Source organism: Arthrobacter sp. SAFR-044, assembly GCF_051965175.1.
Taxonomy (GTDB): Bacteria; Actinomycetota; Actinomycetes; order Actinomycetales; family Micrococcaceae; genus Arthrobacter.
This window is the reverse complement of record NZ_JBQCMK010000016.1, coordinates 16,684-41,558: the sequence shown is the minus strand read 5'-3', so window position 1 is coordinate 41,558 and position 24,875 is coordinate 16,684. Positions and strand designations below refer to the sequence as shown.

Below are 24,875 nucleotides of genomic sequence, written 5' to 3'. Positions count from 1 at the left end.
AGGCAATTGCCAGGCAGCACGGGCTGAGGCATTTAATGTCGCCCATGCCGTGCCCGCCGGACGTGGGCCGGTCAGGCAGCGATCTGGACGTGCTTCACGGTGACGGCGTCCACCATGGCCCAGCTGTCCTCGCCATGGCAGTGGCGGCAGGCGAAGCGCTCGGCTTCTTCGAGCGTGTCAAAGACCTCGGACCGTGCCCGGCCACAGTCGGCGTCGAAGTAGGTAACGTGAAATTCCTGTACTGCTTGGTTTTCCATGGATCCAGTCTGCAACCGGGGTCTGACATTCTTTGGAACCGGCTCCGCGTGTTGTTGTTGTGGGATGTAAGCCCAAGTCGAGGATCCACCGCCTCCGCCGCGGGATTGGTACCGGATGAAGCTGTTTGGGGGCATACAGCCGAGGTTTCACGCGGCTGGTTCAGAGAGACTTTCGCCTCGCCGCGGCTCTGGCCGTTGGCCGAGTAGGGGATCCGGGCGAGCGTTTGCCATGCGGCGGGCGAGTTCCCGGTCGACCTGGGCCAGCAGCGCCCTTGCCGGTGCCGGGTCCGCTTCCGCCTCGTGCTGTAGCAGGGTGCTCTTGAGGCAAAGAAGGTCCGACGACGGCACGCCGGCCCAACTGTTGAAGGCGTGGAAGGTGCGCTGGGGTCCGGCGGTGGGAGGGTGGGGGCGCAGTCTGTGGGTCGTTTCCAAGGAACTGGTGCCTTCTCGTGGTGTCCGGCGGGCTGGCTGCATAGCCGCGTCATCAAACTACCCGCTGCAGCCGGACGACGCCAAGGGTTTCAGTCCGGTGTCTTTGGGAACAACTGTGACGTACTTCGGCGTTGAGGGCTGTTTTATCCAAGCGTTGGATGGATAGCATGGTTGGTGGGAGACGCTGGGGGCTGTCAGGCATGCGTAGGATCCGGGGTGAGGCAGGCCGCCGTGGATGATGCTGGTCAATGACTGGAGTGTTATCTCATGTGGCGTGAACCAATTAGGCAGCGGACCCGCGATCTGCTGCGTGAATTTGTGGACGGGGCGGACGAGCTGGTCCGGACCCAGGAGCAGGTGGAAGGCCTGCTTGGAGCGGTGGTGTCCCTCACAGAGGACTTGAGCCTTGAGGCTGTGCTTGACCGGGTAGTGCAGGCCGCCTGCGAGTTGGTGGGTGCGCGTTACGGCGCCCTGGGCGTCATCGGAAATGATCAGGAGCTCAGCCATTTCATCACGGTCGGCATCGATGAGGATGGTGCGCGTGTCATCGGTGATCTTCCCACTGGCCACGGTGTACTGGGGGATCTGACTCGAGAACCCAAACCGGTGCGACTGCAGGATCCGGGAGAGCATCCTTTCGCCGCCGGCTTCCCGGCCAACCGTCCGCCGACGAGGACTTTCCTGGGCGTTCCGGTCCGGGTACGGGACGAGGTGCTCGGAAACCTGTACCTGACAGAAAGGATCGACGGCCAGGATTTCACGGCCGAGGACGAGGACCTTGCCGTTGCCCTGGCCGCTGCCGCCGGCGTAGCCATCCAGAACGCAAGGCTGTATGAGAACAGCAACAGCCGCCAGCGGTGGCTGGAAGCGGGAATGGAAGTCAGCGACCGGCTGAAGGCCAGGCCGGGATCCGATATTGAAAACCTCGACATGATCGCGGAACGGGCATTGCATGCCTCCGCCTCGGCCTTGTCACTGATCGCATCGGTATCCGTGGATGGAAATGTACGGTGCCGGGCGTCGCTGGGGGTTCAAGCGATGCCCGCAGGGCAGGAACTGCCCGCTGGCCCTGTATTGGCCCAAGTACGTGCGAGTGGCGGGTCAGCAGCGTCGTCGGACCCGCTCCAGGTGTTCGACGCGTCGTCGGCCGGGAAGCTCGGGCCTGTCCTGGTGGCCGCTTTGGGAAGCGACTGTGATGGCCAGCGCGAGAGCGTGCTGATCCTGGCACGGCCGACCGGTGCAACGCCCTATATGGACGTGGACGTCGAGCAGAGTGCGGTGTTTGCTTCGCGGGTTGGCTTGACGCTTGATTTGCTGAGGGCCAACCAACTGAGGGAAGAGCACGCGCTGTTCATTGACAGGGAACGCATTGCCAGGGACTTGCACGACCTGGTGATCCAGCGGCTTTTCGCGGCAGGACTCAGCATCCAGGGCTTGCGGCGCTACACGTCCGATCCTGTCGCCCATGAACGCCGCATCGTCAAAATCACCGGCGAGCTGGACGGTTGTATCCACCAGCTCCGCGACACCATTTACTCCCTGCAAGCCCGGCAACTCGACCAGGAGATCCTAAGCGGCCGAGTCTTGCGCGCTGTCCAGGAAGCGGCCAACGCAGCCGGATTCCAACCCCGGATCCAGCTTTCGGGTCCCGTTGACGACGTTGTGGGCGACGAGGTGGCCGAACAGCTGTTGCCGGTGCTGTCGGAAAGCGTCAGCAACGCTGTCAGGCATTCGGGTTCGGAGGATATCCAGGTTGTACTTACCGCGCAGGACGGCGAGGTGGTCCTCACGGTCCGCGACCACGGGTGCGGTTTCAAAGATCCACAACGGGTAAGCGGCCTGGAGAACATGAAGAACCGTGCGGCCCGCCTTGGCGGGTCCTGCAACGTCGACAGCACGCCCGGGCAGGGCACCAGCGTGAGGTGGGCAGCACCCCTTAGTGAGTAAACGCTGCGCCGTGACCAGGAAGGAAGCCGGATTCCCGGGTGTGTCCAACCAGTCACGTGCCCTGTCAACCCGTGGCGGTGGCCGCTTCCCGCACCTTCACCGTGAGCGAGGCGAGCGCGAGCATCCCAAGCCCGGTCCATACAAGGATTCCGCTCCAGACTTCAGGGGAGAAACTAAGCGCGCCGTCGTGGATCGCCACGCCTGCGAAATAAGGACCCCAAAACACGACGGGGACGAGGCCTGCCGCGGTCATGAGCCGTGCGGGATGGCCAGGCTGTGGCCGGACCACTGCCCACACCGCGCCGACGAGGATGGAACCAGCCAGGGCCGCCGGCAGCAGCCAGGCATCCCGCAGGGCCACCATGACCTGCAGGCCCGCGGACGGGACCAGTGCCATGGCCGCGGGAACCGCAGGGTGCAGGCGCCATCGCAGCGCCAGCAAGAAGACAGGAACAAAGACCACCACCGTCGAGACGAGAAACGATGCCAGGGACACCATGACGCTTGAGGACGTTGGAACAGTCACGGCAGGCTGCGCACCGGCAGCGGTTGTGTACGTCTGGATGAGCCCATGCCGGGCGAAGACCGCGAACTCCTGCAGGATGAACGCTGCAACCATGCCGGCGAGCATCGCACTGGCGACCGCCGGTACCAGCCGCGTCCACGGCCGCACCGGTGCCTGCCACGCGGCGGAGAGCGGCGCGCCCAGGATGAGGAAGCCGCCGGTGGCCAGGCCCAGATGGGTCGGGCTGAACAGCGCGTTGATGTTCTGCTCGATCCCGAACACGGAATGCCAGGCTAAGTCTCCGGCCCCGGAAGCGAGGAACAGCACGACGCCGGACGCAGCGGCCCCATAGCCTGCGGGGACGGCGTCCCGCCACAGCACGCCGGGCGCGTGCCGGCGCCAGGTCAGGGCAGCGATCCAGACGGCACAGGCAGCGAAGCCTGAATAGAGGACCGCATGCCACGGAGTGAAGAACGTCTCGAGGCCGCGGAGGTTGTTGTGGGCCCAACCGTCCACGTAGGTCCCTATGAGGAGCCACACGCCGGCGGCCAGGGTGATGGTGTCTTCCCCGGCCGTGGTGGGGCGGTGGACTGACACCGGCGGAATCGCAAAGGCATGAGCTGCTGCGGCATCCATAGCTCCAGAGTAGGTCCCGCCTGCGCCCGGGGCGAGAGGCGCTGCTTCGCCCGTGGACGTATGCCGCTTCCCGTCAGGTGCTGCCCAGCCGGAGGACGCGTTCCTGTGCCAGCATGGCCGTGCGGCTGGCCTTGCCTGCCGCCCGCGCGGCCTGTTTCGCTTCTGCCGTGGTGGCGGCAAGCCGCTTCCGGGAGCGATCCAGGTTCTCTTCTGCGGTTTTGAGCCGGCTCCTAAGTTCAGCGGTTTCCTGTTGCAGTTCCGCGATTTCCACGCGCGCCTGATCTTCCTGCTCCTGCATCTCGCGGGCCAGTTGCGAGGCTGTCTCTTCAGCCTCCCGGGCCTCCGCGAGGACGGCCTTGGCCCGTTCCAACGCAGGCGGCGAGGCCCGCCGGGGAGCCTGCCGGACTGCCTCGAGCCGGGGTCTGGCAGGCGTTGGCTGGGGGCGCTCCGCCGGCGTCGTCCGTGTCTCCGGCACGGCGGCCTTGGGCGCCGCTGCCTTCGGTGCTGTCACCCGCCGCGCGGCCGGGCGAGGCCCGGCGGGGGGCTCGGAGGGCGCAGCCGGGAGCAACCCGGGAAGTGCCACCGCGCCGTCCAGGTCGACGTCGTTGACGCCGTCTGCGGACAGGACTTTCAGGAGCCGGCCACTGGCAACGGCGCTGGCCGCGCCCTGGTCAGCCGTCAGCGCCCGGAGGGTTTCCTCGACGTCGGATGCCATGGCGTCGCTGATGGCGCGGCCCTGCTCCCGGGCAACAGAGCGGGCAGCCTCGACGGCGTCTGCGAGCATGGTCCGCCGCTCGCGGCCCAGCTCCCGCAGGGCGCTCGCGTCCAGCGAGTCCTGGGCTGCCCGCATCCGTGCCCCAAGTTCTCCCAACCGGGCCAACACGTCCGGCCGGTGCCGGGCAAGCATGTTGAGCGCCCACGCTGCGACGGAAGGCTTTGGCAGGCCCCGGACCGCTGCCGCCAGGTCCTTGTCCCGGCCGGCACTCTCCTTGGCCGCGGCGGCCCGGGCGGCAACGAAGGCCTCCAACGGCCCCGCGTACAGCCTGTTGGCAATGTCCGCGAGGGTTTCGTCTTCCATGCCGCAATCTTAGGTGCCGTGGCAGGTCTGCCCTGCGGATTTGCGGTCCAGGAGCCGGGCCACGGAGTGCGGTGGCGGAACCGGCAAAGGCACCCTGTTACTCATCGGCCCGGAGGGGTAAGTTGCACGAATGGAGGATTCATACCAAGTCATCGTGGTGGGCGGCGGTTTTGCCGGGAAAACGGCGGCTGAGGAGTTGGGCCGGAAGGGTGTCCGGGTTCTGCTGCTTGACGCCAACAACTATCAACAGTTCCAGCCGCTCCTTTACCAGGTGGCTGCATCCCAGATCGGCGTCTCCACGGTCACGCGGCCGCTCAGATCGGAGTTCCGCGGGATCAACAGCGTCCGGGTCCTGACGGCGGAGGTGACCGCGATCGATGCGGCCAACCGCACCGTTACCACCGCGGACGGGTCCGCCTACCGCGCGCAGGCCCTGGTCATCGCCACGGGGGCGGTGCCGAACTTCTTCAACACCCCCGGCGCAGATGAGCATGCCTACCCGCTGTACTCCGTGGCGGATGCAACGCGGCTCAGCGCGGCCATCACTGCCATCCTGGACGAGGCTGACCGGGAGCCCGGCGCAGACGCCGACGTGATAGTGGTTGGCGGTGGTCCCACCGGCGTCGAGACTGCCGGCGCGCTGGCCGAAAACGTCAAGTACCTCGTGCCCAAGTACTTCACGCCGGAGCTGGCCGCCCGGTGCCACGTGCACCTGGTGGATATGGTTCCAAACGTACTTGCCGCTTTTTCGGAAAAGTCGCAGGCGTACGCGCGGGACCGCCTGACAAAACTGGGGGTGCAGCTGCACATGGGCCAGGCCGTGGCCGAAGTCCGGCCGGACGGGGTGACCCTCAAAGACGGGACGGTCATCTCCGGCCGGGTTGTCGTGTGGGCCGGCGGCCTGCAGGCAGGGCGGATCATCACCGAGTCCGGCCTGAAGCAGGGCAAGGGCGGCCGCGTGGACGTCCAGCCCGATCTGACAGCGCCCGACTTTGAAGGGGTCTACGTGCTGGGCGACTCCGCCAACATCACCGACGCCGCCGGGAACAAGCTGCCGCAGCTTGGGTCGGTAGCCCAGCAGTCGGGTAAGTGGGCGGCCCGCAACATCTACGCCGACCTTACCGGCGGTGTGCGCGAGCCCTTCCGGTACTGGGACAAGGGGTACATGGCCATGGTGGGACGGGGCGCAGCGGTCGCGGAACTGGGCCGGAAGCGCCTGCAACTGCAGGGCCCCCTGGCCTTCGTGTCATGGCTGGCGGTCCACCTGGCCCTGCTGCCCGGATTCCAGCAGAAAGTCAGGGCGCTGTTTTCCTGGGCTAACGGCTATGTCACCCACAGTCCGTCCCAGGTGGTAGTCGGTCGGCCGGATTAGCAACCCACCCGTGGTGGGCTGGGCCGCCGTCGTCAGCTCCTTTCGAAACTCACGAGACGGCCCGCCGCGGCCCAACCGGATGCCTCGTAGGGGGCCGCGGCCTCCATCTCAACCACCATGTGTAGGTACTCGGCGCCGTGGAGGAACGCCTCTTCCGCCATTGCCGCGAACAGACCCCGTTCGAAGGTCTCCTTCTCCGGCCCCTCGGGGAGTTCGGTGATGGCCACCGCGGCGAAATCGTCCCGCACCTGGATGCGTCCCTTGGCGACGGGGTGGTCGAAGACAGTGATTTCGACGGCGTCAAAGGTTTCCATGGGTGCCAGGGCCACCTGCGCGTTTTCCGGCAGCTCCACAGCAGTGTTCAGCTCGCCTGTCGGTGCCATGAGCAGTACCCGCTCCGCCACAGGGACGAGGCCACCGGGTGCAAGGCCCTTGGCAGCGTCGGCGTCGGCGTCAGAGCAAAGCAGGGTGAGGCGCGCGCCGGGCTCGCCTGACGCCTTGGCGGCAAGCTGTTCAGCGTCAGGTCCCGGCCAGCCTGCCAGGTACTCCCTGCCTTCCGTATCCTGCCCCATCCCGCCCTCGATGATGAAGCCCCCGTCCATGGGGCCCACGCTGCGTTCCTGTAGGTCCGTCCAGGCGGGAACCCAGCCGGTTGCGGGGTTGTCGTGTTGTTCCATGGGGTTTCCTAACGTCCAGCATCGGCAGGAGACGGTCCACCCGGTCCACCCGATGCGACCGGGCAGGTTCCCTGTCAACGTATCGGATGGGTTCGCGGGCCGCCAGCGGAGCGGCACCGGTGGCGCCGGGGCAGGTACCCCAGGGCAAATGTTTCAGGGCAGGCGGGCGAAGCTCATTCCCGCTGCCAGCAGTTTGTCCACCGCCAGTTTCACGCCTTCGGCCGTTCCACCGTTGGGGTGGTTGCCGTGGCAGATGACCACGTCCCCTGCCCGGGCCTTGCCCACCTCATTGGCGACGACGGCGGCAGGATAGGTTGCACCGCCGTCACCATTGATGCTGAAGCCCACCGGCTTCACGCCCAACGCGCCCAGGATGTCCGTGGCGACGTCGTCCATGTAGGCGGTGCCCGGGCGGAAGTACTTGGGGCGCTTGCCCGTGATGCTTGCCAAGGCGTCGTCGTTCGGCATGACCTCGTCATAGACTTCCCCTGCATTCCTGGTGCCTGGAATGCCGTACGCCGTGTTGCCGTTGGTGGACAGCGGCTTATGGGAAGTCCCGTGGTTGGCCACCTCGAAGAGGGGGTCTGCCGCAAGTTGCCGGGTGGCAGCGGGGTTGGCAGTGATCCACCGGGAGTTCAGGAAGAGCGTGGCCGGGATGTGGCGTTGGCGCAGCGTCTCGAGCAATGCCTGATCGTAGCCGCTACCGCCGGGGCCGCCGCAGAAATCAAGAGTGAGCGCGATTCCCTCTTGTGCTCGGGGCAGCCGCGTCAGGACTCCGGGAGCCTCCAGGCCCCAGTACCGGGCCTGGTGCTTCCCGTAGGTGTCGACAATCTGGGCGCGTGACGGTACGGGCGCTGCCGGCGTGCTGGGGGCGGGCGCGTCGCCGTCAGGGCCGGAGTGCAGGACAGTTGAGCTGACACCCGCCGCAGCATCGTCTGGGGCCGGCGTCTCCGGCGCCTTGGATGTGTGCTTCAGGCGCGGCTGCAGGTCGGGCACGGCAGCGGACATTGTCAGCACTGCCGCCAGCAGGACTACCCTGCGGCCGGGGCCATTCCCGTCCCGGCTCAAGTGCCGGGGGACATGTGGTTCCACCGCTAGTTCCTCTTCCGGGACTGTTCTGCGGCCCGTATCCGGCTTACCCTGCCCCGGTACGCGGACGTGGCAGGCGCGGGGAGGCTGCAATCTGCGGGAAATGCAGCGTCGAAGGCCTCGGCGCGCGCAACAGCAACCTGGGAGCGGGGGGTCATACCGGGAGAATACCAAGGCTCCCTTGCCGTTTCCTGAACCTTGCCCGGGGCCGGGGTGGCGGCCGTAATAAAGGGCTGCGGCAGGGACTTTCGCCCCTGTGCCTTCCGTCCAGGCTCGCGTTTACTTGTGGTTTGGGGTGGGCCAAGGGCCCGCTGCAGACCCAGTTCCATCACCTGAGCACGGAGGCAACATCCAGCAATGAACCTCAAAGACCGTTGGGGCCGCCTGGACCCGGCAACCCAGAAGTGGCTGATCGATAACCCGGGATGCCAGATACTTCCGCGAACCATCACTGCGGTGATCTCCAAGGAAACCGGGGAGAGCCTTCCCACGGGACTTCACGGCGAGGCAGCCGTTTCCCGCGAGGACCAGGACTTCATCCGATCCAAACTCAATGAGCTTCCAAAGGGCTGACCGGGCCGGAACCATGTCCTGACCCACGGTAACAAGACTGCGGGTGCACGGCGTCCAGGCTTGCGGGCAGTAGACTCAGCGCAACGCAGGCACTTGGGGGAGTGGGGGACATGACAGCAGCAGCCTTAGCGGAGGCGGCCGGGTTCAAGAGGATGGCGGTCTCGGCAGCCTGCCCGGCCCTGACCGCAGCGCCTCTCACCAGACCGTGAAGCCCATCATTCTTCTGGACATCGATGGTGTCCTGAATCCTGCCGTGTGCCCGGGCATCGGAGGGGACAGGCCGCTGCTCCGGCTCTCCAACGAAAAGCGCGCCCTGGTGCGGCGCCTTGCCCGCAGCGGACGCATCGCATGGGTGTCCACGTGGCCGGCAGACAGCGTCGCAGGGCTGGAAGCCCAGCTGGAGCTCGACGTCGAACCGCTGCGGGTCACCATGGTGTTCCGGCAGGCCGACGCAGACATGCCGACACCAAAATTGACGTCAGTTGCCCGATGGCTGTTCAGGATGGACGCCGCAGACGACGCCGACTGGGACTCAGTGGTTTGGGTCGACGATGTACTTGGACCGGACGCCAGGAAATGGGCCGACGAGCACGGCCAGCCGGTGCACCTGGAACAACCTGATCCTGACCGTGGCCTGGCGGAAGCGCACGTGGCGCGGATCGAGGCGTTCATCGCGGGCGGATGACGCGCCGATGGGACCGCGGCTACAAGGGGCGGGGCCGCGCTTTCCAAGCAATGTGGTTTTCAGTAGAGGAGAACAGCTGGTGGAGACAGGTTCCGAAGCAAGGCGGCGGTGGACCGGCGCCACTCTCTGGATCCTGCTCGTCCTCGCCTCGCTGGTCCTGGTCGGCTACGGGATCGTCCGTGGGGGCTGGTCCCTGTGGCTGCCGACGCCAGCGCAAATGGAGCAGTCCTGGACCGGCAGCCTTTACGTCTACGCCGGCTCCGCCGTTTCCCTCGCGGCCTCGGCATGGTCACATGCGCGGGGTAACCCTGTCTGGGTGACCGTCTGCGTCGGGCTGCCAGGCGTCCTCGTGGGCTGGGCGGCGCTGGTGGACCCCGACAGTCTGCTGCGCCATCTCGCTGCCGTCGTTTCCTTTCCGATGGCCTTGAGCGCAGTGGCTGAGGTCATCTGGGCCCGCGGCCGCCGGCAGCGGGGGCCGGTCCGATGAGAAAGCAGAAACCACGATGAGCCCACAGCCCCCTGAGAAGGACGCCGCGGCCATCACCAGAATCCACCACAGTGAAGCCATGAAGCTGGCCGCGGAAGAAAATCGTCAGTTCCTGATACTCCTTGAGCAACTCCGCCGCGAGCATTGGAGCGCACCCACCGACTGCACACGCTGGACGGTAAGGGACATTGCCGTCCACGTCATAGCCTCGGCCGAGGCGCAAGCGTCACCCCGGGAGTTCCTCCGCCAGGTCTGGCAGGGACGCAAGCTCACCAGGCAAATCAACGGCCATCACTGGGTTGACGGCCTGAACGAAGCCCAGCTCCGGGCCCGGACAGAGCTGGAGCCTGAAGGCATCGCAGCAAGATGGCGCAACGCGTCTGCTGCTGCGCTCAGGGCGCGGCGCCGGCTGCCGGGCGCCGTGAGGGCCCTTCCGGTGCTGCCGCTCGGCCGGATGGCCGACGTTGACTTCGGGTGGCAGCCACTGAGCTATTTGTTCGACGTCGGATTCACCCGTGACGTCTGGATGCATCGCATAGACATCTGCCGCGCCACGGGCCAGCCACTCAACCAGACGCGGGATCATGACGGCCGGATCGTCGAGGACCTTATCGCGGAATGGGCAACCCGGCATCAGGACCCGTTCTGCCTCATCCTCACGGGCCCCGCCGGAGGCAGGTTCAGCCGTCCGGCCGGCTTTGATGACAGCCTGCAAATTGATGCCATCGAATGCTGCCGGATCCTTTCGGGGCGGGGGCAGCCCACGGGAGTGCTTCAGCACCTGTTGCCACTCTGAGTAAGTGAGCTGTGAGGTGACGCACCAAAAACCCAACAGGGTCGGTTAACCAGCGAAAAACCCCCCAGAAACCTTGATTTCTAGGGGGTTTATCCCGAGCTTCCTATCAGAATCGAACTGATGACCTTTTCATTACGAGTGAAACGCTCTACCGACTGAGCTAAGGAAGCACCGCATGAAATCCCCGGTGGAACCGGGCGCTTCATGCAAGAGTCAACTGTAATAGAGTCCCCGCGCCCCGGTCAAAATGAGCTCCACGGACGCCGCCGAGGCCGTCAGCAGACCGTGTTGTCGGCCGGAAGCTTTCCACTCACCAGGTACTTGTCCACGGAGTCCTCAAGGCAGCTGTTGGCCCGGCCGTAGGCGGTGTGCCCCTCTCCCTTCCAGGTCAGCAGTGCGGCGTTCCCCAGCTGCTTGCGCAGCGATGCGGCCCAGTCAACAGGGGTGGCAGGATCGCCGGTGGTGCCGATGACCACGATGGGGGAGTCCCCGCTGTATTCCACCGGCGCGGGAGTACGCACGTTCTTGTACGGCCAGTCCGCGCACGTCGTCCCGCCGTAGGCAAAAAAGTACCCAAGGGTGGGGGAATCCTGTTCCAGCCGCTTCTCTTCAGCACGCATGCCCGCGGCGTCCGAAACCATGGGGTAGTCAAGGCAGTTGATTGCGTTGAAGGCGAAGGTCGAGTTGGAGGTGTACGAACCGTCCGACGCGCGGTCGGCGCCGAGGTCGGCGAGGCGGAGCATGAGGCTTACGTCTCCGGACATCGCGGCCTCAAGCGCCTGGGTGAGGGCTGGCCAGCTTTGGTCGTTATAAAGCGGGGTGATCAGGCCGCTGACAAACGTGGTGGCGTTGACCAGCCGGCCGTCCTTGGCGGTGCGGGGCGTCTCCTGGATGGAATCGATCAGGTCCCGGATCTGCTGTACGCCGGAGTCGGCATCGCCGCTCAGCGGACACTTGCCCTGCTTTTGGCAGCTGGCAACATAGGTGTGGAGCGCTTTTTCGAAGGCCCGGGCCTGGCCGCTGGTCAGCTCTTCGTTGGTGATGGACGGATCGAGGGCGCCATCAAGCACCATGCGGCCCACGTTGTCGGGGAACAGCGAGGCGTAGGTGGAGCCCAGGAACGTCCCGTAGGAGTACCCCAGGTAGTTCAGCTTGGTGTCGTTCACCACGGCACGGAGCACGTCCAGGTCCTTGGCAGCGCTGACGGTGTCGATATGGGCCAGGACCGGACCTGTTTGTGCCGCGCACTGGGCGGCGATGGCCTTGTTGTCCGCCAGTGCCGCCTGCAGCCCGGCATCGGTCTCGAGAGCGTAGATCTTGGCCCGGGAGGCGTCCCGTTCCGCATCAGTCATGCAGCTGACGGGGGCGGAGCGCTTCACGCCGCGCGGATCGAAACCGACAAGGTCGTAGGCATCGCGGACAGCAGCTGAAAAATGGGTTCCGGCGGCGTCCTTGACGAAGTCGTAGCCGGAGGCGCCCGGACCGCCGGGGTTGACCAGGAGGCTGCCGGTCTTCTTGCCCGTGCTTGGCGCCCGCAGCGCAGCCAGCTCGATGGTCTCGCCGCCCGGATTGGCGTAGTCCATGGGGACAGTCACTTTGGCGCACTGGAACTCCCCTTCGCAGGGCTGCCAGACGACTTCCTGCGAATAGAACTTTTCCAGACCGGCAGGAGCGGACGCCACAATTGAAGGATCAGCCTTGGCGGTGGCAGCCTCCGGCGCGTTCTTGCCGCCGCCGTTCAGGAGGCTGCACGAGGCCAGGACCATGGCCAGGGCCATGGCCCCCGCGGCACGGACGGCGACCGCCAGGGACCTGTGGCGTGCGGGCAGTGGGCGGGCAGTCATCGGGTCTCCTTGGAGGGCTGGATCAGGCTGGCCGCCATGGACTCGATGGTCAGCAGCGGGGCAACATTGGTGGTGGTGATGCGGTCGCGGGCTTTGTTGATGGCGTCCATTCGGGCCAGGGTGGCTTCCGGAGTGCTGCGGGCGGCGAACTCCTCCAGCTCACTCCTCAACTCAACGTTGACCAGTTCCACGGCGTTCCCCAACTGGATGACCAGGACATCCCGGTAAAACGACAGCAAATCGGTGAGTGTCCGGTCCAGCGAGTCCGTGATGGATCTCTTCGCACGCCGTTTCTGGTCGTCTTCGAGCTGTTTCAACTGGCTGCGCATCGCCGGGGGCAGGGTTCCGGATTCGGGCGCCCCCAGCGTGGCCAGGAGGGCGGCCTTCTCCGCGGCGTCCCGCTCCTCATTGGAGCTGTTGGCTTCTGCAGTGGCGATCTTGACCAGTTTGTCCGCCATCATGACCGCGGCCGTTACGCCGCGCAGCCCAAGCGGAAAACGGACCGTCTCCAGGCGGCGTTCCCTTGCCGCGGGATCACTCGCCAGCCGGCGGGCAATGCCCACGTGGCTTTGCGCTGTACGGGCTGCCTGCTCAGCGAGGGCAGGGTCCACGCCGTCGCGCCTGACCAGCAGGGCGGCAACATCCGAAGCTGGCGGCAACCGCAAGGCAACGCTGCGGCAGCGCGAGCGGATAGTGACCAGGACATCGGCGGGCGATGGCGCACACAGCATCCATACCGTGCGCGGCGTCGGTTCCTCGATGGCCTTGAGCAGCACGTTGGTGGTCCGTTCGGCCATGCGGTCGGCGTCCTCCACGACGATGATGCGCCACCGCCCCGACGAAGGCCGGTTTCCCGCCGTCGCAACGAGTTCACGCGCCTCATCGATGGTGATGGTGACCTTTTCGGTGCGCACGAACGTCACGTCCGAATGGGTTTCGCCCAAAATCGTGTGGCATGCCTGGCACTGGCCGCAGCCACGCAGGCCTACGTCCTCCTGGTCGCAGTTCAACGCGGCCGCGAATGCCTTGGCCGCATTGGACCGGCCGGAGCCCGGCGGCCCGGTGAAAAGCCAGGCATGAGTCAGGCCCTCACCGCTGGCGGCCTGCCGCAGTTGTTCGACGACGGCGGGCTGGCCCTGGAGGTCATCCCAGACGGTCACGAGCCACCACCGTCAGGTGCAGCTCCCGGCACTGCAGGCTGCGGCACAGCATCCTGCACGGTTGCGAGGGGAGCATCAAGCAGGGTGTCGACCCGGGCGAGGATCCGCACGGCCAGGTCATCGACCGGCAAATGGGCCGGGAGGACCAGGTACGAGGCGGGGCGGCGTGCCGCCAGGTCAAGGAAAGCGTGCCGGATGCGGGTATGGAACTCGTCCGCTTCGGATTCCAAGCGGTCTTCTGCTGCCTGCCCCGCCGTCCGGCGGCGTCGCCCCAGCTCCGGATCTACGTCCAGCAGGACGGTCAGGTGCGGCTGCAGGCCGGATGTGGCCCACTCGTTGACGGAACGCACGGCGTCCTGGCCCAGGTTGCGGCCGGCCCCTTGATAAGCCACCGAGGAGTCGATATACCGGTCCGTCAGCACAATGTCGCCACGGCCAAGCGCGGGGCGGATGACCTGGGTGGCGTGGGCAGCGCGGGAAGCCGCAAAGATCAGGGCTTCCGTGTGGGCGTCGATTTCCCCGTTGCCGTGGTCCAGCACAAGGGAGCGAAGTTTTTCGCCGACGGGAGTGCCCCCGGGTTCACGGGTCCGCAGCACGGTGTAGCCACGCGATTCCAGCGCCGCCGCAAGCCGGGCCGCCTGGGTGGACTTACCGGCACCATCGCCACCTTCGAATGCGATGAATACGCCGGCCTTCAGTTTGTTCACTTCTCAAGCCTACCGAGGCGGGGCGACATTCCGGGCCTCGGAATACCCCCTGTGCAGGACGGGTGGAAGGACCAGCGTCCACAAAGCGACATTACTTTTCGGCCCAAATGGCAGGAACAGTACGCTTTTGACCATGAGTCTTTCCGAGTACCAGGCCGCATCCCTTTCACCTGAGACAGTGGTGGTCGCGGCGGGGCGTCCGCCACGGGAAAGGGACCAGCCGGTCAACCCTCCCATTATCCTTTCCTCCACCTACTTCGGGACGGGCCCGCTCGGTGACGGCGACCGGGGCTACGGCCGCTACTCCAACCCCACCTGGGACCCGTTCGAAGAAGCGCTGGGCCAGCTTGAGGGGTCCGCGCTGCCTGGCCTGCTCTACGCGTCGGGACTGGCGGCGGTCAGTTCGGCCCTGTCCCTGATCCCCGCCGGCGGCGTGCTGGTCATGCCCAACCACAGCTACTCCGGCTCCCTGGTAATGGCCACCGAACTCGCGCAGAAAGGCTTCATCGAACTCCGGACCGTGGACATCGCCGATACCGATGCGGTCAAGGACGCACTTGCGCCCAAAGGCCCGTCGCAGAAGGCGGCCGCCATGTTGTGGCTGGAGAGCCCTACCAACCCCATGCTGGGCATCGCGGACATGGCCGCCGTCGCGGACGCCGCGCACGCAGTGGGAGCTATCGTCGTCACGGACAACACCTTCTCCACGCCCCTGGTGCAGCAGCCCCTGCTGCTGGGATCCGACGTCGTCCTGCACTCGGTGACCAAGTACCTTGCCGGGCACTCCGACGTCGTCCTCGGTGCGCTGGTTACCTCCAACCCGGACATCCGTGCCGAACTGCTGCACCACCGCATCATCCACGGCGCCATCGCCGGTCCGTTTGAGGCGTGGTTGGCACTGCGCGGGCTGCGGACCCTCGCGCTGCGGGTGGAGCGGTCCCAGGAATCGGCCATGGTCCTGGCGGAACGCCTTGCCGGGCACCCTGCCATCGAATCCATCCGGTTCCCGGGGCTCGATAACGATCCGGGCCATACCCGTGCCAAGGCGCAAATGAAGGGCTTTGGCTCCATCATCTGCATCCAGGTGGCGCCCGCGGCGGGCCTTAGCGGTGCCGACGCGGCTGACAAACTGGTGCAGGCACTGGATCTCTGGCTGCCGGCCACGTCCCTGGGCGGTGTCGAGTCCCTGATTGAACGGCGGCGCCGCCATACAGCAGAACCCGCCAGTGTCCCCGAGAACCTGGTACGGCTGAGCGTCGGGGTGGAGAGCGTCGAAGACCTCTGGGCCGACCTGAAGCAGGCGCTGGACACGCTGGACGGCTAGGCTGGGCTTGTGGACGGTCGAATAATTATCGGTTACATAGAGCAGGCAGTGTTCTTCATCCTCGGCCTGGTGGCCCTGGGGCTTGAGCTGTGGGCGTTCGTAGACTGCCTCCGCCACCGGCCCAACGCCTTCGAAGCCACCGGCAAGCGGACCAAGACGTTCTGGCTTGCCCTCACCGGCGGTGCGGCAGCCGTCGGCATCATCTCGCTGCTGGGCGCCAGTGGCGGCCTCTTTGGCACCCTTGGCCTGTTCGGCCTGGCCGCGGTTGTCGCCGCATCCGTGTACCTGGCCGATGTCCGTCCCGCAGTAAAGGACGCAGGCCGCGGCGGCAGCCGCAACATGGGCCCTTACGGCCCCTGGTGATTCACACCAGCAGAGGCTAATCCAGGGGCGCCACGGCGTCCCAGTCCACATTCAGTTCGCCCAGCCGCCATCGGGCGGGCCCGTCCTGGACCGGCCACCCGGCGCCGCGCAGGCTCCGGCACATACCCACCCAGCGCTGCCTGTTGCCAAAAGACGCAAGCGGCGCGCTCTCAATCCATGCCCTGTCCATCGCCTGCATAAAGGCGTGAACCGGTTCACCGGGGACATTCCGGTGGATCAGTGCCTTGGGAAGCCGTTCGGCCACATCAGATGGCAGGTCGAAACTGCCGAAACGCATCGAGATGCCCAGGGACAGAGGCCTGTGCCGGTCCAGCGCCACCCAAGTGACGCGTCGTCCAATTTCGTCGCAGGTGCCGTCCACGAACAAGCCATCGGGGGACAACCGCTCCTGCACCAGCCGCCAGATGCCTTGTACATCGGCTTCCTCATACTGGCGCAGGACATTGAAGGCACGGACCAGGACGGGCCGCCCGGGAACGGGCAGTTCAAAGCCGCCCACCTGGAACGCCAGGCCGGGACGTTGCAGGGGAAGCGCCGCCCGGACGCGCGCTGGCTCAATTTCTATTCCGCAGACCCGCACGTCCGGCCGGACGGCAGCGAGCCTTTCGTAGAGTTCGACGGCGGTGGCGGGCGTTGCGCCGTAGCCCAGGTCAACCACCAGCGGGTCAGTCGCCGACCGGAGGCGCCAGGCCTGCGGTCCCGTCAGCCACCGGTCCACCCGGCGCATCCGGTTGGGGTTGGTGGTGCCGCGGGTCACGTTGCCCACCGGCCGGCCCTGCCTGGCGGTGGACGTCCTCCCGGAAAGTTGCGGGGCGTTCACCCGTTCAGCCTTTTGAACCACCGGCCAACCCTATCGCTGCCTCAGCGCCGGTGTCCTGCCCCGGCCCCGACCGCCGAGGGGAGCCGTGTAACGCTGGGCGGGCGGCAACACTGCTCGGCTAGGATGAAAATCATGACTTACAAGCTGATTCTGCTGCGCCACGGCCACAGCGAATGGAACGCCAAGAACCTGTTCACCGGCTGGGTGGACGTTGACCTGAACGACCAGGGCCGCGCGGAAGCAGCGCGTGGCGGCGAGCTGCTGGTGGAAAACAACGTCCTCCCGGATGTTCTTTACACCTCCCTGCTGAAGCGGGCCATCAACACCGCCAACATCGCCCTGGACAAGGCGGACCGCGGCTGGATCCCGGTCAAGCGCGACTGGCGCCTTAACGAACGCCACTACGGTGCGCTGCAGGGCAAGGACAAGGCCCAGACGCTGGCCGAATACGGCGAAGAACAGTTCATGGAATGGCGCCGCTCCTACGACACCCCGCCGCCGTCCCTGGACGACGACAGCGAATTCAGCCAGGCCCACGACCCCCGTTACGCGGATCTTGGTGACGCCCTTCCGCGGACCGAGTGCCTGAAGGACGTCCTGGTCCGGCTGCTGCCGTACTGGGAATCGGACATCAAGGAAGACCTCAAGGCTGGCAAGACGGTCCTGGTCACGGCGCACGGCAACTCGCTCCGCGCGCTGGTCAAGCACCTGGACGGCATCAGCGATGAGGCTATCGCGGGCCTGAACATCCCCACGGGCATCCCGCTGGTGTACGACCTCGATGAAGACTTCCAGCCGATCAAGCCCGGCGGCACCTACCTCGATCCCGAGGCCGCCGAACAGGCCATCCTGGCAGTAGCCAACCAGGGCAAGAAATAAGGCGTTAACGCATACGACGGCGGCTGGTCACCTTAGGTGACCAGCCGCCGTCGGTTTATCCCGGCGAAGCGGGTTAGCTGTGCTCGGTGGCGTTGGGCTGCCACGCGCCGGTGACCAGGTACGTCACCTTCTGGGCGACGGAAACGCCGTGGTCTGCGAAGCGCTCGAAGTAGCGGCTGGCGAGGGCAACGTCCACCGTGGTGGCGGGGGACTCAGACCACTCGGGGGCCGCAATGGCCTTGAAGACGCTCAAGTGCAGGTCGTTGATGGCGGTGTTCGCCTTGAGGATGTCCCTGGCCACTTCAAGGTCGCGGCTCTCCAGCAGGACCGTCAGCTTGTCGGCGATCTCCTGGTCGAGTTCGGCCATGCGGTTGAAGGTCTCCGTCATGGACCCGGGAATCACGGTGGAGGGGTACCGGAGCCGGGCCAGCTGCGCGATGTGGCGTGCCAGGTCACCCATGCGCTCCAGGGATGCGCTCATCCGCAGGGACCCTACGATCATGCGCAGGTCGCTGGCGACAGGACCTTGCAGCGCCAGAATGTCGATGGCCCGTTCATCCAGGCTGTTCTGCAGGAAGTCGATGCGTGCATCCGCAGCGATGACGTCCTGGGCGAGGTCCACGTCCGCTACCTGGAATGAGGTAGTGGCCTTGTCCATCGCTTCGCTGACCAGCCGGGAGATCTCCACCAGCTGGTCACCAACCTGGGTGAGTTCTTCCTGAAAAACCTTACGCACGTGGGCGTCCTTTCCTTGGAACTCCCGCCGGCCGCTCCGGGGCAGCAGGAATCGTGTCGCCGTTGGGCGCTCTGACCTCTAACTTTGTCATCGCCCGGTAAACGATTATGCCCACACAGGTGAACGTTAGTTGAACCGTTCCCCCTAAGCGCCCGGAGCCGCCGGGAGGCGCCAGGCAAGAGCATAAAGTGGAGCTGTGGATCCTATGCTCATTGGTCTGGTTGCCGGCCTCATCGGCCTGGCGCTTGGCACGTTCGGCGTGCTTGCCTACCGGGTCAGCGAGAAGCAGCGCGAACTGCTGGACGTGGACGCCGGGGACCTTTCGCTGCCGGCGGGCGCCGCCGAGGTGCTCGCCGTCGTCGGACGTGCTTTCGTGGTGCTGGACGATGTTGACGGCGTGGTCCGTGCCAGCCCCGCTGCCTACGCGTACGGACTGGTCCGGGGACACACCGTGGTGCACAAGGAACTACTGGACATGACCGCAGGAGTCCGGCGGGACGGCGTCATCCTGGAAAAACAGCTTGAGCTTCCGCGGGGACCGCTGGGGCAGGGGACCATCATCGTCCAGGTGCGCGCGGCCATGCTCGGTGAGGAATACATCCTGCTCCTCGCCGATGACCGGACGGAGATCACCCGGACCGAAGAGATCCGCAACGACTTCGTGGCCAACGTCTCGCACGAACTGAAAACCCCGGTGGGCGCCATCTCCCTGCTGGCGGAGGCGCTGGAATCCTCCGCCGATGACGAAGAGGCCGTCCGCCGCTTCGCCAAGCGCATGCACAAGGAATCCGCACGGCTGGCCGCCCTGGTCCAGGACATCATCGAACTTTCCCGCCTGCAGGGCGCCAGCGTCACGCAGCAGGGCACACCCGTCGACGTCAATGCGGTCATCGCCGAGGCTGTGGACCGGTCCCAGCTTCCTGCCGAAAGCAAGAACATCAGCATCGTGGTGGGTGGCCGGACCGAAGGCAAAGTGTTTGGGGACCAGGACCTCCTGGTCACGGCGCTGCGGAACCTGATCGACAATGCCATCCGCTATTCACCGGCGAACACCCGCGTTGGCATCGGGGTACGGTCCAGGGACGGCCTGGTCTCCATTTCGGTGACCGACCAGGGGGAGGGGCTGTCCCCGGAGGACCAGGAGCGCGTCTTCGAGCGGTTCTACCGGGTGGATGCCGCCAGGTCCCGACAGACCGGCGGCACCGGCCTTGGCCTGAGCATCGTCAAGCATGTGGCATCGAACCATGGCGGCGAGGTGACGCTGTGGTCCCAGCCCGGGCAGGGATCAACCTTCACCCTCCGGCTGCCGGAGATGGAAGGGCCGGATGGCGACGACGGGCCCTCCCGGTCCGGCGCCCCGGCACTCGCGCCGGTGCAGGCGGCGCCGGAACAGTCCAGTCTTACCCAAGTACCCCGCGCCGCCGGCGCAACAGAACGAGGAGCTAGCGCTTGAGCAGGATTTTGATTGTCGAGGACGAAGAGTCGTTCAGCGACCCGTTGTCCTATTTGCTGGGCAAGGAAGGGTTCGAGGTTGAGGTGGTGGACAACGGCCTGGACGCCATCACCGAGTTCGACCGCAACGGCGCCGATCTGGTGTTGCTGGACCTGCAACTGCCCGGGCTATCCGGCACGGAGGTGTGCCGCCAGCTCCGCCAGCGGTCAAGCGTTCCCGTGATCATGCTGACCGCCAAGGACTCGGAAATCGACAAAGTGGTGGGCCTGGAACTCGGTGCCGACGACTACGTCACCAAACCCTACTCCTCCCGCGAACTGGTGGCCCGTGTCCGGGCAGTCCTGCGTCGCCAGGGCGAGCCGGAGGAACTGGTCTCAGCCACGGTCCAGGCCGGCCCCGTCCGGATGGACATCGAACGGCACGTGGTGAGCGTGGACGGCGAGCAGGTCCTGCTTCCCCTCAAGGAGTTCGAGCTGCTCGAGATGCTCCTGCGCAACTCGGGCCGGGTGCTCACGCGCGGGCAGCTGATCGACCGGGTTTGGGGCTCCGATTACGTTGGCGACACCAAGACCCTGGACGTCCATGTGAAGCGGCTCCGCGGAAAGATCGAACCGGATCCCTCGGCCCCGCGTTACCTGGTGACCGTCCGCGGCCTGGGATACAAGTTCGAGCCCTAAGGGAAGCGCTTGGTGCCATGACAAAAGGGAGGAGCCATGGGCCCCTCCCTTTTGCTGTAGCTGCCGGCCGTCGCCGGTGACCGCTTAGCGGCTGGTGGCAGTTGCCGTGGCGCTGGGTGTGGCGCTGGCGGAAGAGCTTGCTCCTGCCGAGGAGCCGGCACTGGTTGAAGAACCCGCGCTGGCTGATGAGCTGGCGCTTGCCGACGAGGAGGGCGTCGCCGAGGGGCTCGGGGTGGGTACGTAGTCCTTGTACTCCTGCAGGGTGGCGTCCAGGACGGGAACCTTGACCGTGTTGCTGACGTTGGTGCCGTCCTCGCTGATCGTGACGTCCACGAGGGAGCCCGGCTTGCCGCCGGTGGTGCTCAGGATGGCCTCATCCGACTTTTCGTTCAGCAGCGTGTAGGAGTTGGCCTTCACCGGAACCTGGGTCTGGGAGCCCTTGGCGCCCTTGACGGTGAGCTTCACGTCCTTGGAGGAGGAGTTGTAGACAGCACCGATCAGGCGGCCGGGCTCGTTTTCGCCGGTGGAAACGATGAGGATGTTCCGCAGCTGCAGGGGACCGAGGTCTGCGCGGATGCCGTCCGAGGCGGAGTACTGATGGCTGGTCTGCTGGGGCGTGATGTAACCGCAGCCCGCGGTCAGCAGGCTGGCGCCAAGGGCAGCAGCCGTCAGTGCCAGTTTGCCGCGCTGGGCCCGGTTCATCGCAGTGGAACGCACGTCACGTACTCCTCAAGAAATTTGAAGTCTTTTTCAGCCATAGCCTATCCGCAAAGACGGGCAAACGAGGATTCGGCGGCGTCATGTCCGGCCTGCGAGCGCTTACGTGATGCACTAATCCGCGCATCCGTCAAGAGGGTAGAGGGGGTCGATTGGGCCGTTTTTCCGCGTATTTTCGCGGTTCGGGCCTCTTTCTCCGGCCGGTCATATGCCTGAATCGTGATAAACTGGTCTGCGGGAAAGGGGAAATGTCCACATGGTATTTGAGGTCGGCGAGACAGTAGTTTACCCTCACCACGGTGCTGCGAAGATTGAAGAAATCAAGATGCGCACCATCAAGGGCGAAGAGAAGATGTATCTCAAGCTCAAGGTGGCTCAGGGTGATCTGACCATTGAAGTTCCAGCAGAGAACGTTGACCTTGTTGGGGTCCGGGACGTAGTGGGCAAGGAAGGCCTGGAGCACGTGTTCGATGTGCTCCGTGCCGAGTTCACCGAGGAGCCCACCAACTGGTCACGCAGGTACAAGGCAAATCTGGAGAAGCTTGCTTCCGGTGACGTCATCAAGGTGGCAGAGGTTGTTCGCGACCTGTGGCGCCGGGATCACGACCGGGGCCTTTCCGCAGGCGAAAAGCGAATGCTGGCCAAGGCCCGCCAGATTCTGATTTCAGAACTGGCGCTGGCTGAGAAGACCGACGAGGAGAAGGCTGCAAGCGTTCTCGACGAGGTCCTGGCTTCCTAAGAATTTAGCCCCGGCTGCACGCAAGTGCGGCCGGGGCTTTTTTGTGCCCACCCGGGCGGTGTCCAAAGCGCCCAACGCAAGTGGCGGCGTCGTAGGCTAGTCCGCATGAGTGAATCACCCACGCGCCTGGTCACAGCAGTCATCGTGGTTGCCGCAGGTTCCGGGCAGCGCCTTGGCTACGGCATGCCCAAGGCGGCCGTGCCGCTGGGCGGAGAACCGATCCTGATGCATGCCCTGCGGGGCATTGTCGCGTCCGGCGTGGCAAGCCAGGTATGCGTGGCGCTGCCCGCCGGTGACCAGGGCTTGCGGCAGCTTTGCGACGGGTTCCGGGAGGAACTTGCCGACGGCGGTCCCCTCCTGACGGTGGTCGACGGCGGATCCACCAGGGCCGCGTCCGTGCGCGCCGGAATCGCCGCCCTCATGGAAGGCATCGAGGCCGTCCTGGTCCATGACGCCGCACGGGCCCTGACGCCCGAGTCCGTTTTCCACCGCGTCGCCGACTCCCTTGTTGCCGGCGCGGCCGCCGTCATTCCCGTGCTCCCCGTTGTGGACACGGTCAAGACCGTGGCGCGCACAACCGGCGACGACACTGCGTTTGCACCCGAGGTTGTTACGGGCACGGCCCGCCGCGAGGAACTGCGGTCCGTGCAGACCCCGCAGGGCTTCGCCATCGGCACCTTGCTGCAGGCACATGAGGCGGCGCAGGGCCTGGACGAGCAGCAGGCGGCAGCCGTCACGGACGATGCCATGCTCGTGGAGATGCTTGGAACGGCAGTGCACGCAGTCCGAGGGTCCACCCAGTCCCTCAAAATCACCACGCCCCTGGACCTGATCTTCGCCGAAGGGCTCCTTGAGGGCCCGCTCGGCGCCCGCTGGGTGGAAGGATGAGCGCGGACATGGTCCTTCCCCGCACAGGAGTGGGAATTGACGTCCATGCCTACGCGCCCGAGGACTCGCCCCGCCCGCTGTGGCTCGGCGGACTCCTGTGGCCGGGCGAACGCGGCCTCGCGGGGCACTCGGACGGGGACGCCGTCGCCCACGCCGCCGCTGATGCCCTGTTCTCGGCCGCCGGCATCGGCGACCTTGGCACCCACTTCGGTACGGACCGCCCGGAATTCGCCGGGGCGTCCGGTGCCACTCTGCTCGCCGAGGCCGCACGGATCGTCAGGGCAGCCGGGTTCGAGATCGGCAACGTGGCCGTGCAGTTCGTGGCCAACCGGCCCAAGTTCGGGCCCCGGCGGGAGGAATCGCAAAGGGTCCTGAGCGAGGCAGCAGGCGCCCATGTCGGCGTTACGGCAACTACCAGTGACGGCTTGGGATTCACTGGACGCGGGGAGGGTATCTCCGCGGTAGCCACCGCCCTGGTGTATCCGCAGTCCGCCGGGCCCGTCAGGTAGCCTGGCCCATCAGTTAGTCTGGAGCGGTGACCCTGCGCTTCTATGACACTGCCTCCGCCGAAGTCCGGAACTTCGTCCCCCTCGTCGAGGGCAAGGTCAGCCTCTACTACTGCGGCGCCACGGTCCAGGGGATGCCGCACGTGGGCCACATCCGGTCAGCCATCGCCTTCGACCAGCTCACCCGCTGGCTGCAGTACCGGGGCCTGCGCGTCACTGTGGTCCGCAACGTGACGGACATCGACGACAAGATCCTCGCCAAATCCGAGGCTTCCTTTGCGCCGGACTTCACCCCGGAAACGGGGGAGGTGGCCCGCGAGGAGTGGTGGGCGCTGGCATACCGCTACGAGCGGGAGTTCCTGAAGGCCTACGACACCCTCGGCGTCTCCCGCCCCACCTACGAACCCCGGGCCACCGGGCACATTCCGGAGATGCACGCCCTGATCCAGCAGCTGATCGACCGCGGCCACGCCTACCCGGCGCTGGACGACTCGGGCGACGTGTACTTCGACGTCCGCTCCTGGGACAAGTACGGCGCGTTGACCCGCCAGAACATCGATGACATGCAGGCAGCGCCCGACGCCGATCCCCGCGGCAAGAAGGACCCCCGCGACTTTGCGCTGTGGAAGGGTTCCAAAGAAGGAGAGCCCGACACGGCCAGCTGGTCCTCGCCCTGGGGTGCCGGGCGGCCCGGCTGGCACCTCGAGTGCTCCGCCATGGTCACCAAGTACCTCGGCACCGCCTTCGACATCCATGGCGGCGGCCTTGACCTGCGGTTCCCGCACCACGAAAACGAGATGGCGCAGTCGCAGGCAGCGGGACACCCGTTCGCCAACTTCTGGATGCATAACGGCATGGTGACCTACCAGGGCGAAAAGATGTCCAAGTCCATCGGCAACACCATCAGCCCCGCCGAAATGCTGGAACTCGCCCCACCGCGCGTGGTCCGCTACTACCTGGGCCAGGCCCACTACCGGTCCGTCCTGGACTACCGTCCCACGTCCCTGCAGGAGGCCGCCGCCGCCGTCGAACGCATTGACGGATTCCTGGCCAAGGCTGCGGCACGCCTCGACGGCGCCGCGGGCATCGTGGACGGCGCCCCCGGTTCCTCTTTCGCTGGTGTCGACGCATTCTGCGAAGCAATGGACGACGACCTCAACGTCCCCCGCGCCCTGGCCGCCCTGCACGAAACTGTCAGGGCGGGCAACACAGCCCTCGCCGAGGGAGACGACGACGCCGCACGGAACGCGATGCACGCAGTCCTCCTCATGACCGAGGTCCTGGGCCTGAACGCCGTGGCAGGCTCCGCGGCGGTGAGCACGCGTGAAGCCGAGGCGCTGGGCGTCCTGGTGGAAGCACAGCTGGCGGCCCGCGCAACTGCCCGTGCCGACAAGGACTGGGCGAGGTCCGACGCCATCCGGGACACGCTTAACCAGGCAGGTGTCGTAGTGGAGGACGGCCCGGACGGCGCCACCTGGAGCCTCAAACGGGACTGAGCGGGCCGCTG

The 24,875-nt window shown here is 66.1% G+C and carries 26 protein-coding genes and 1 tRNA gene; 15 read left to right on the top strand and 12 right to left on the bottom strand.

Annotation, left to right across the window (positions count from 1 at the left end; all coding sequences use genetic code 11):
- Positions 1-71: 71 nt before the first annotated feature.
- A complete protein-coding gene (locus ACTHQS_RS19090) occupies positions 72-257 on the bottom strand; it encodes a hypothetical protein (RefSeq protein WP_440172010.1) in 186 nt (61 codons plus the stop codon).
- Positions 258-956: 699 nt separating this feature from the next.
- Between ACTHQS_RS19090 and ACTHQS_RS19085 the strand changes: the two genes are divergently transcribed.
- Entirely contained in the window at positions 957-2,636 is a 1,680-nt protein-coding gene (locus ACTHQS_RS19085; protein WP_440172008.1) for a GAF domain-containing sensor histidine kinase, read from the top strand.
- Positions 2,637-2,700: 64 nt separating this feature from the next.
- Here ACTHQS_RS19085 and ACTHQS_RS19080 read toward each other — a convergent pair whose 3' ends face one another.
- Together ACTHQS_RS19080 and ACTHQS_RS19075 are read right to left on the bottom strand one after the other, a co-directional pair.
- A complete protein-coding gene (locus ACTHQS_RS19080; protein WP_440172006.1) occupies positions 2,701-3,777 on the bottom strand; it encodes a hypothetical protein in 1,077 nt (358 codons plus the stop codon).
- Between the two features lie 73 nt (positions 3,778-3,850).
- A complete protein-coding gene (locus ACTHQS_RS19075) occupies positions 3,851-4,855 on the bottom strand; it encodes a hypothetical protein (RefSeq protein WP_440172004.1) in 1,005 nt (334 codons plus the stop codon).
- A gap of 130 nt (positions 4,856-4,985) precedes the next feature.
- Between ACTHQS_RS19075 and ACTHQS_RS19070 the strand changes: the two genes are divergently transcribed.
- Entirely contained in the window at positions 4,986-6,227 is a 1,242-nt protein-coding gene (locus ACTHQS_RS19070; RefSeq protein WP_440172002.1) for an NAD(P)/FAD-dependent oxidoreductase, read from the top strand.
- 32 nt (positions 6,228-6,259) lie between these two features.
- On the opposite strand, the gene ACTHQS_RS19065 is transcribed toward ACTHQS_RS19070, so the two are convergent.
- Together ACTHQS_RS19065 and ACTHQS_RS19060 are read right to left on the bottom strand one after the other, a co-directional pair.
- Entirely contained in the window at positions 6,260-6,904 is a 645-nt protein-coding gene (locus ACTHQS_RS19065; RefSeq protein WP_440172000.1) for a hypothetical protein, read from the bottom strand.
- A 153-nt stretch (positions 6,905-7,057) separates the two neighbouring features.
- On the bottom strand, positions 7,058-7,996 hold the full coding sequence (locus tag ACTHQS_RS19060; RefSeq protein ID WP_440171998.1) for a polysaccharide deacetylase family protein: 939 nt from the start codon (positions 7,994-7,996) through the stop codon (positions 7,058-7,060).
- A 354-nt stretch (positions 7,997-8,350) separates the two neighbouring features.
- On the opposite strand from ACTHQS_RS19060, the gene ACTHQS_RS19055 reads away from it, so the two are divergent.
- The 4 genes from ACTHQS_RS19055 (at position 8,351) to ACTHQS_RS19040 (ending at position 10,534) form a co-directional block, all read left to right on the top strand.
- Positions 8,351-8,566, top strand: coding sequence for a hypothetical protein (locus tag ACTHQS_RS19055; protein ID WP_440171997.1), 216 nt, complete (start codon positions 8,351-8,353; stop codon positions 8,564-8,566).
- 205 nt (positions 8,567-8,771) lie between these two features.
- Positions 8,772-9,251 carry an HAD domain-containing protein gene (locus ACTHQS_RS19050; RefSeq protein ID WP_440171995.1) on the top strand — a complete coding sequence of 160 codons (480 nt, stop codon included), beginning with the start codon at positions 8,772-8,774 and terminating at the stop codon, positions 9,249-9,251.
- A 79-nt stretch (positions 9,252-9,330) separates the two neighbouring features.
- A complete protein-coding gene (locus ACTHQS_RS19045; RefSeq protein WP_440171993.1) occupies positions 9,331-9,738 on the top strand; it encodes a hypothetical protein in 408 nt (135 codons plus the stop codon).
- 16 nt (positions 9,739-9,754) lie between these two features.
- Entirely contained in the window at positions 9,755-10,534 is a 780-nt protein-coding gene (locus ACTHQS_RS19040; protein ID WP_440171991.1) for a maleylpyruvate isomerase family mycothiol-dependent enzyme, read from the top strand.
- 97 nt (positions 10,535-10,631) lie between these two features.
- Here ACTHQS_RS19040 and ACTHQS_RS19035 read toward each other — a convergent pair.
- The 4 genes from ACTHQS_RS19035 to tmk form a co-directional block, all read right to left on the bottom strand.
- Positions 10,632-10,704 (bottom strand) — tRNA-Thr (locus tag ACTHQS_RS19035).
- A 105-nt stretch (positions 10,705-10,809) separates the two neighbouring features.
- Positions 10,810-12,378 (bottom strand): alpha/beta hydrolase, encoded by a 1,569-nt coding sequence (locus ACTHQS_RS19030; RefSeq protein WP_440171989.1) that lies wholly within the window; start codon positions 12,376-12,378, stop codon positions 10,810-10,812.
- On the bottom strand, positions 12,375-13,538 hold the full coding sequence (locus ACTHQS_RS19025; protein ID WP_440171987.1) for a DNA polymerase III subunit delta': 1,164 nt from the start codon (positions 13,536-13,538) through the stop codon (positions 12,375-12,377). The genes ACTHQS_RS19030 and ACTHQS_RS19025 overlap by 4 nt, the downstream gene beginning before the upstream one ends.
- Positions 13,535-14,245 (bottom strand): dTMP kinase, encoded by a 711-nt coding sequence (gene tmk, locus ACTHQS_RS19020; RefSeq protein ID WP_440171985.1) that lies wholly within the window; start codon positions 14,243-14,245, stop codon positions 13,535-13,537. The genes ACTHQS_RS19025 and tmk overlap by 4 nt, the downstream gene beginning before the upstream one ends.
- Before the next feature lie 133 nt (positions 14,246-14,378).
- Between tmk and ACTHQS_RS19015 the strand changes: the two genes are divergently transcribed.
- Positions 14,379-15,569: a trans-sulfuration enzyme family protein gene (locus tag ACTHQS_RS19015; protein ID WP_440171983.1), complete on the top strand. Its 1,191-nt coding sequence runs from the start codon at positions 14,379-14,381 to the stop codon at positions 15,567-15,569.
- A 9-nt stretch (positions 15,570-15,578) separates the two neighbouring features.
- Positions 15,579-15,932: a DUF2516 family protein gene (locus ACTHQS_RS19010; protein WP_440171981.1), complete on the top strand. Its 354-nt coding sequence runs from the start codon at positions 15,579-15,581 to the stop codon at positions 15,930-15,932.
- A gap of 16 nt (positions 15,933-15,948) precedes the next feature.
- On the opposite strand, the gene ACTHQS_RS19005 is transcribed toward ACTHQS_RS19010, so the two are convergent.
- Positions 15,949-16,794, bottom strand: coding sequence for a class I SAM-dependent methyltransferase (locus ACTHQS_RS19005; RefSeq protein ID WP_440171979.1), 846 nt, complete (start codon positions 16,792-16,794; stop codon positions 15,949-15,951).
- Positions 16,795-16,905: 111 nt separating this feature from the next.
- Here ACTHQS_RS19005 and ACTHQS_RS19000 point away from each other — a divergent pair, with 111 nt between their 5' ends.
- Positions 16,906-17,652, top strand: a complete 747-nt coding sequence (locus tag ACTHQS_RS19000) for a phosphoglyceromutase (RefSeq protein ID WP_440171978.1) — start codon at positions 16,906-16,908, stop codon at positions 17,650-17,652.
- 73 nt (positions 17,653-17,725) lie between these two features.
- Here ACTHQS_RS19000 and phoU read toward each other — a convergent pair whose 3' ends face one another.
- Entirely contained in the window at positions 17,726-18,388 is a 663-nt protein-coding gene (gene phoU / locus ACTHQS_RS18995; RefSeq protein WP_440171976.1) for a phosphate signaling complex protein PhoU, read from the bottom strand.
- Between the two features lie 205 nt (positions 18,389-18,593).
- Here phoU and ACTHQS_RS18990 point away from each other — a divergent pair, with 205 nt between their 5' ends.
- Together ACTHQS_RS18990 and ACTHQS_RS18985 are read left to right on the top strand one after the other, a co-directional pair.
- A complete protein-coding gene (locus tag ACTHQS_RS18990; protein ID WP_440172088.1) occupies positions 18,594-19,841 on the top strand; it encodes a sensor histidine kinase in 1,248 nt (415 codons plus the stop codon).
- Complete coding sequence (locus ACTHQS_RS18985) at positions 19,838-20,518, top strand: response regulator transcription factor (RefSeq protein ID WP_043452089.1); 681 nt, start codon at positions 19,838-19,840, stop codon at positions 20,516-20,518. The genes ACTHQS_RS18990 and ACTHQS_RS18985 overlap by 4 nt, the downstream gene beginning before the upstream one ends.
- An 84-nt stretch (positions 20,519-20,602) precedes the next feature.
- On the opposite strand, the gene ACTHQS_RS18980 is transcribed toward ACTHQS_RS18985, so the two are convergent.
- Positions 20,603-21,220, bottom strand: a complete 618-nt coding sequence (locus ACTHQS_RS18980; RefSeq protein ID WP_440172086.1) for a hypothetical protein — start codon at positions 21,218-21,220, stop codon at positions 20,603-20,605.
- 271 nt (positions 21,221-21,491) lie between these two features.
- On the opposite strand from ACTHQS_RS18980, the gene ACTHQS_RS18975 reads away from it, so the two are divergent.
- From ACTHQS_RS18975 to cysS, 4 genes are all read left to right on the top strand, one after another.
- On the top strand, positions 21,492-21,974 hold the full coding sequence (locus tag ACTHQS_RS18975) for a CarD family transcriptional regulator (RefSeq protein WP_011690592.1): 483 nt from the start codon (positions 21,492-21,494) through the stop codon (positions 21,972-21,974).
- 105 nt (positions 21,975-22,079) lie between these two features.
- Positions 22,080-22,862: a 2-C-methyl-D-erythritol 4-phosphate cytidylyltransferase gene (ispD, locus tag ACTHQS_RS18970; protein ID WP_440171974.1), complete on the top strand. Its 783-nt coding sequence runs from the start codon at positions 22,080-22,082 to the stop codon at positions 22,860-22,862.
- 8 nt (positions 22,863-22,870) lie between these two features.
- A complete protein-coding gene (gene ispF / locus ACTHQS_RS18965; RefSeq protein WP_440171972.1) occupies positions 22,871-23,371 on the top strand; it encodes a 2-C-methyl-D-erythritol 2,4-cyclodiphosphate synthase in 501 nt (166 codons plus the stop codon).
- A 26-nt stretch (positions 23,372-23,397) separates the two neighbouring features.
- A complete protein-coding gene (gene cysS, locus ACTHQS_RS18960) occupies positions 23,398-24,864 on the top strand; it encodes a cysteine--tRNA ligase (RefSeq protein ID WP_440171970.1) in 1,467 nt (488 codons plus the stop codon).
- Positions 24,865-24,875 lie beyond the last annotated feature (11 nt).